This is a genomic window from Sporomusa sp. (assembly GCF_035561255.1).
Classification (GTDB): Bacteria; Bacillota; Negativicutes; order Sporomusales; family Sporomusaceae; genus Sporomusa.
On the sequence record NZ_DATMXX010000169.1, the window covers coordinates 1 to 6,225 of the forward strand.

General features: G+C 45.0%; 6 protein-coding genes and 1 pseudogene. All 7 read right to left on the bottom strand.

From position 1 onward, the window contains the following. Window positions 1-608 (bottom strand): annotated as a pseudogene (locus tag VN379_RS09700) (histidine kinase); the annotation flags it as partial. A gap of 190 nt (window positions 609-798) precedes the next feature. Continuing rightward, entirely contained in the window at window positions 799-1,269 is a 471-nt protein-coding gene (locus tag VN379_RS09705) for a universal stress protein (RefSeq protein WP_325533229.1), read from the bottom strand. Window positions 1,270-1,367: 98 nt separating this feature from the next. Next, a complete protein-coding gene (locus VN379_RS09710) occupies window positions 1,368-1,712 on the bottom strand; it encodes a DUF3870 domain-containing protein (protein ID WP_325533231.1) in 345 nt (114 codons plus the stop codon). Between the two features lie 293 nt (window positions 1,713-2,005). Further along, on the bottom strand, window positions 2,006-3,550 hold the full coding sequence (locus tag VN379_RS09715; protein ID WP_325533233.1) for an aromatic amino acid ammonia-lyase: 1,545 nt from the start codon (window positions 3,548-3,550) through the stop codon (window positions 2,006-2,008). 306 nt (window positions 3,551-3,856) lie between these two features. After that, window positions 3,857-4,399 (bottom strand): hypothetical protein, encoded by a 543-nt coding sequence (locus VN379_RS09720; RefSeq protein ID WP_325533235.1) that lies wholly within the window; start codon window positions 4,397-4,399, stop codon window positions 3,857-3,859. 17 nt (window positions 4,400-4,416) lie between these two features. Then, entirely contained in the window at window positions 4,417-4,662 is a 246-nt protein-coding gene (locus VN379_RS09725; RefSeq protein WP_325533237.1) for a hypothetical protein, read from the bottom strand. After that, complete coding sequence (locus VN379_RS09730; RefSeq protein WP_325533239.1) at window positions 4,662-6,056, bottom strand: sodium:solute symporter family protein; 1,395 nt, start codon at window positions 6,054-6,056, stop codon at window positions 4,662-4,664. The genes VN379_RS09725 and VN379_RS09730 overlap by 1 nt, the downstream gene beginning before the upstream one ends. Window positions 6,057-6,225: the final 169 nt, after the last annotated feature.

Here is a 6,225-nt window from a genome sequence, read left to right on the forward strand (position 1 = left end):
GTAGAGTAGCTGTTGGTAACAACTTCTCTACTAATTTGCGTTACCAGTTCAGCACTCATATCAATCCCTAAGTACCCGATAATTTGTCCACCCTGATCCTTAATCGGCGCCCCCACCGACAAATACTCCCCCATCTCAGGGTCATGCAGAATATCTGTATAATAGGGCTCACCCTGCAGGGCACGTTTGATCTGGCTTTCAGGCAAGGTACATAAACCACCTATGGGAAATTGAAGGGGTGAATTAGGGGTCGTGCCATAAACGATTACCTTGCTTACCTCGGGATTATCCACTAACAGGGTGTAGACATACATGGCACTGGTCTTCTTTTTGGCCTCATACAGATATGAGCTGATTTGCCAATAGTCTTCGTTCACCTTTTTATCGATTAGAATGCGTTTATAGGTTTCTCTATCCAGATCAGCTGCAATCGATTTCGCCATTTCGATCCCTTGATTGGCAATAGCCACTTTTACCGAATTATTTGTCAAGTTATATGTGACAAGCAGATTCATTAAGGTTAATAGCAGTAAAATCAAAGCAGCTACAAGGATAATTGTCTTTAGCTTTTTATTCTTCAGATAAGGAAGAGTTACTAGTGTCTTCATAGTTTTCCCCCCAGGATTCCTAACACTTATTATACCTGCAAAACAGCATTAATTGTTTATAAGGCTCTAATTTTGCAGAAAAAAAGCCCTCAAAGAATAAATTATTCTTTAGAGAGCTTCGTTACTCTGTCAAACAAAGTGATGTTTCTGCTATTGATTTAGTCTTTCTCGCTATTAAGAGTATTGACGACTATTCAGCACAAGAATAAGGAACTATGGTAACCGGACAAGCAGCGGCGTTAACTACGCCATAGCTGACGCTGCCAAGCACTCCGCCAAGCACCGGATTCATACCACGTGATCCCATGATAATCATACGTACACCGGTTGTTGCGCATCCCGGTTGCACCACATTACCGGCCAGTGCTTCCTGGCAAATCTGTTCCTTGGCATCACCAACCCGTAATCTTAGCTCATATTCTATGCCGGCATCATCCAGTATCTTTTTCGCGGGGACCGAAGTCTCCTCAAAAAGCTGTTCCTGATATGCACGAATCGTATTTTCTTTAAAAAACATTTTGGTATGAACGGTATGAAAACTTGGCTGGACATTTAGTATAATAAGCTTTTCCTGCAGCAATTTTGCCAAAGTGATAGCCAAATGCAGCGCCTCAATGGCATTCTTTGATCCATCAAACGGAACAAGGATATCTTTCTTCATAGTAGTACCTCCCAGCTTTATAGCTTCTTGCTTAATAGTAATTCGCCGTAAACGCTCAATTCTCCTTTATCAAAAAATATCTGGACATTTATAAATCTTTATGTCGATATATCGGTCATCCTGGTTTTGGCCAAGGTCGAATATTTATCAAAAATCACCCGCAGGGCAGTCATAATTGTCTTCTTGGCGCTGCCATGGTATACAGCATTAATCTGTTTAGCTAACTCCTCAACCCCATTCGTTAAACTACTCCCCACCAGGATATGCGCTAAAAACCGTTCTGAGACTGGCGTAGACAAGGTGCAGTCTGCGTCCACGATGGTACCGGTTTTCATATCAATAAGCACAACCAAAGCCAGTACTTTATACATCTCGCTTGCGGTAGTACCCGCAGGCAGCCTGGCATAACCGGAAAATAAAAAGATATCTTCATTGATTCCCAATTGATAATTCCTCCTGTACGTTTGTTGTCTATATACAACGCGTTAAAGTTTTTGCAGGCGGGTGGGGTGTTGACAAACTTCTTTAATACGAAATACATAGTACAATAAAATAAGGGACAGCCTGGAATAACTATTCCACTCTGTCCCTGTTTTACTCTATCAAATTATCTTCTGCACCAAACCAGCTTGTTATTACCCTTAATGTCAATTAGCTTTTTACTACTTCACTCTGTCTCTACTACTATTCTATCTGATTCTTCAAATTCCGTCAACAAAATACTGTCTTGTAGCGCTTATAACGCCATTTCAATTTTTGCTTCAACCAAACCAACTATTTTCTGCGAATGAATTAAGCTTCGTATGGTATTGATATGAGGGTAAAGAAAGATATCCTCACTCATAATTGGCACAGTAAGAGCGATCTCTTCAAGGACAGCCTGTACAGCAGTCGCCGGCATTTTATCATCTTCCAGGAATTGATGTGCCTGATATACAGACAACAGTTCTATGGCCAGGATAAACTCCAGTTTCTCGACAATCTGCCTGGCTTTCTTGGCTGCGTTATAGCCCATTGCCACGTAATCTTCCTGATTACCACAGGTTGGTATTCCATCTATTGTTGCCGGATGGGACAGGATCTTCATGTCATTCAATAAGCCTGCCTGTGTGTACTGTGGTATCATTAGCCCTGAATTAAGACCAGGCTTTTTAATAAGGAACCAGGGGTATTCAGAGAGATTTCCGTCTACCAGCCGGTTATTTCTTCGCTCCGACATCTTGGCAAGCACAGTGGCGGCAATACATGCCGAATCCATCTCAATCCCCACGTAAGATGAGTCTGCATTACAGCCGGAGATAGCCTCACCATCATCCCCCTCAGGCCAGAGAATAGGATTGTCACTACAGGAATTGATTTCTATCTCAAGGGTTTTTAACGCATCCTTCAGGGTTTTTTTAGCAGCACCATGCAGTTGCGGTATACAGCGAATCGACAACGCATCCTGCAAGCGGTAATCCCGAAAATGTGACGCAATCTCCGAATCCTGTAAGATATTTCTTATATTAGCGGCGGTGGTGCGTTGGTCTGTGTGAGGACGAACGCTCATCAGCCGGTCATCAAACGCGCGCGTAGTTCCTTTTAGCACTTCCAGGGTCATCGCTCCGATGATATCTGCGCATTTTGCAGCATTTAACATGTCATATAAAGCAAGGGAACCAAGCGCGGTAACACTGGTAGTCCCGGAAACCAGAACTAAGCCTTCCTTAGCCGACAACTCTGTTGGTGTAAGCCCAACCCGCTGCAATGCTTCTCTGGCCGGCAACAGCTCTCCTGCCACATAAGCCTGCCCTTCACCAATCAGGACTAATGCCATATGTGCTTCCGGGCCAAGATAACCGACTGACCCTTCCTTGGGGGCAAACGGCGTAAGACCAAGATTCAGGAACTGCCGGTACAGCTCTACCGTTTCCATTCGCGCACCGCAAAAACCCTGTCCGACATTTTGCAGTACCATAAAAATGGTTGCCCGCACCTCTTCAATTGATAAAGGATCCCCCACCGAGGTTGCGTGTGATAACACAATATTTTTTTGTAATTGTGCCGTTTCTTCCGGTGATATGACTTGTGTGCAGAGCGCCCCGAAACCGGTGGTAATACCGTACATCACCCGGCCCTCGCCAATCCATTTTTCCACCAAACCCCTGGATTTGTTTACCCGCTGACAATACGCGTCAGAGAATTCCACCTTGGCTCCAAACCGGGCAACCGCCACCAAATCGTCAATTGATACTTGGCTGCCAAGAACTACTTCTCTCGCATTATTCCTATTGTTCTCCATAACCTGCCTCCTAGCGAGAGGGAAAAGCAACCTCGCCTTTCCTTCCCCATAATGCTCACCCTATTCCAACTTTATCAATAAAAACTTTAATCGCAAAAACACTTGCAGAAAGCAGATAACAGCACTATGAACCTGCCTGCGGCTGCCAGGATTAACACCGTCAACCCTCTTGCCGTTTAATCACACTTCCCTGATTCGGCCTACTCCTACTATTAGTTTTATAGCAAATTGCCCTTGCTATATGCAGGCCGCAAGGAGCCATGAGCCAATCTTATCACAGGCTCATGGCTCTACTTTCACCATGTATCAAAAGGTTTTATGAACATTGCAGCCATCGGCAGCGATGGGGGAATAATGTACTTTTTTCCCTTCTATGACTTCTCCGAAAAAGGCAATCCAATAAGGCCTGAATACACTCTCGACCGTGACCTGTTCAATCTCAGGGATCCCGCCAGCATGACGGTGCACAACCTTCAAAGCAACCGAGCGGCCCTTTTTAATCAGATATGCTTCATCCTTATCAGTATATTGAACCTGATCCTCGCTCACATCCGTCATAGATACCACACCAGGCATGGTATCAACCCAGGCCACAGAATTATTGCTGCCATCTGCCAGCATAGTAATCAGCTGCTTTTTGACGCCAGGCTTCCGGGCGAATAATTTGTCCAAAAGATTGGGCTTATGGGTAACCTCATAGGTAATTAACTTGCATTCAATAAAATGCAGTCTAATTTCGGACAGAGATTTGCCCCTGCAGAAGATTTTCCTCAGCAAATTACCCTGTGACTTGGCCATCCGGCCTGCTTCCTCTTTTTCAATTCGAATGGGAAATGCTCTAATGTCCATATACTGCCTCTCCAGCCTTAACCCAATTTTTGATCGTTGTTATCATTCTTGCCATTGCTTTTGCTAAACTTGAACACAATCGACAAGTAGTTGAGAAAGATAAGGGTTACAGTAATCATCAGGCCATAGGGTATGACTTTACCAACAATAAAATCGTTTTGCGAAGTGATGGCATAAAAGATTATGGCAACCATAACAAAATATAACGCAACCAAAAACCCGTCAATACCAAACCAGCTTATTTCCAAATCTTTTTTAGACATTATGCCGCCTCCTTCTCTACAACTGTTGTACCGACCTTGTTGCCAATAATCCAGGCGAGCAGCGATAAAGGCAAAGCGGCAATAAGCGGTTCCAGTTCAAATGCTTCCAGCGGGAATGCTTTAAAATATGAAAACACGATAACGCCGGTTAAGAGGCCCATATAGCCGCCCAATACCGTCTTTCGCCCCGGCCAGACCAAGGCACCGACAATCGGTACGAAACCGGCTGCCATCCACAGACTGGCAACGAAAATAAAGGCGTCCTGGGCAGTGGTAAACTGAAAAGCAACCAACAGTGATAATACAGCAATACAAACAATACCAACCCGCGTCGCGGCAACCAATTGCTTCTGTGTAAGATCGCCTTTAAATCTGGCATAAATGTCATTGGCCAAAGTAGCGCCCCCGGACAGGTAGTAGCCATCCAGCGCGGATACAATCCCGCCAACCAAGCCAATGATAAATAAGGCACGTACCCCCTCAGGCAGGCTTTCCAAAACCAGTTTGATATAACCTTCGCCTGGCAGCAAGTCAGGGTATTTGGCTTTTACGACCAAACCAGCCAGCGTTAACACAATATCAAAACAAATCCAGATGACAAAGCAGGATAATAAGGCCCGTCTGCCTGCCTTCGGCGAATCAGCGGCAGAAAACCGCTGGTAGAAAGTCGGGTCAGCATAAACCCCAAAAGCCAGCACACACAGCATAACAGCTTTCATAGGTGTAAGTCCACCCACAGGGTCCAACAATTCAGGCGTACTTGCCAAAGCCTGCTGCAAACCGGCCCAGCCGCCAATATCGGCCCACTGACCGGGCATGACCATTGTCAGTCCAAAACACATGCACCAGAATAATACCATGTCGGTTACTGCAACACCCATTAAACCACCCAGTACTGCCAGCACTACCACTATGCCGACACAGATGACACCGGCAGTTACATTGCTGATCCCCCACGCCGCCTTACCGATAAAGCCCATAGCTGTTACATTCCCCAGCTGAGTACAATAGATAAACATGAGAATGGCGCCCAACACAGCCACGCCTTTTCCATAGGTACTTTCCAGCAAATCGGGTACGGTAATATCGGTCCTGACATGAATCTTAGGGCCAACCCATAAGGCCAAAGGTATCCGGCCGGCATGAGCGGTAACGCACCAGATGAGCCAGATGGAAAGACCGTACATAGCAGCATATTCCACCGTTCCCACCGTGCCTACCCCGCCATACCAGGTAGCTACCAAAGCGCCCACAATTAAAGACCAGGGCAGACTGCGGTTGCCCAGATAAAAACTCTCCATATCTTTTACGGCTTTGGAGAAATGATAGCCGACAAGTACAATGAACAGGGTAAATAAAACAATAACCACATTATCAAAGGTTGATAATAACATCAATAAACACCTGCCTTTAAAGAATTGTCATAAATAGAGCAAACTAGCCTTACCTCTTACGAAAATTGTCCTTTCCGGCTCTTACGAACTTATGTCACCTCCACTAAATCTTTTCAAAGATAATTTCAAAAATTACTAATGCAAAACTTGTGCCAATTCCAGCTAATAT

What these genes read in the sequence shown, in the direction of transcription:
- VN379_RS09705 (WP_325533229.1), bottom strand. Translation starts at nt 1,269, where the DNA reads ATGAAGAAAGATATCCTTGTTCCGTTTGATGGATCAAAGAATGCCATT.
- VN379_RS09715 (WP_325533233.1), bottom strand. Translation starts at nt 3,550, where the DNA reads ATGGAGAACAATAGGAATAATGCGAGAGAAGTAGTTCTTGGCAGCCAA.
- VN379_RS09720 (WP_325533235.1), bottom strand. Translation starts at nt 4,399, where the DNA reads ATGGACATTAGAGCATTTCCCATTCGAATTGAAAAAGAGGAAGCAGGC.
- VN379_RS09725 (WP_325533237.1), bottom strand. Translation starts at nt 4,662, where the DNA reads ATGTCTAAAAAAGATTTGGAAATAAGCTGGTTTGGTATTGACGGGTTT.
- VN379_RS09730 (WP_325533239.1), bottom strand. Translation starts at nt 6,056, where the DNA reads ATGTTATTATCAACCTTTGATAATGTGGTTATTGTTTTATTTACCCTG.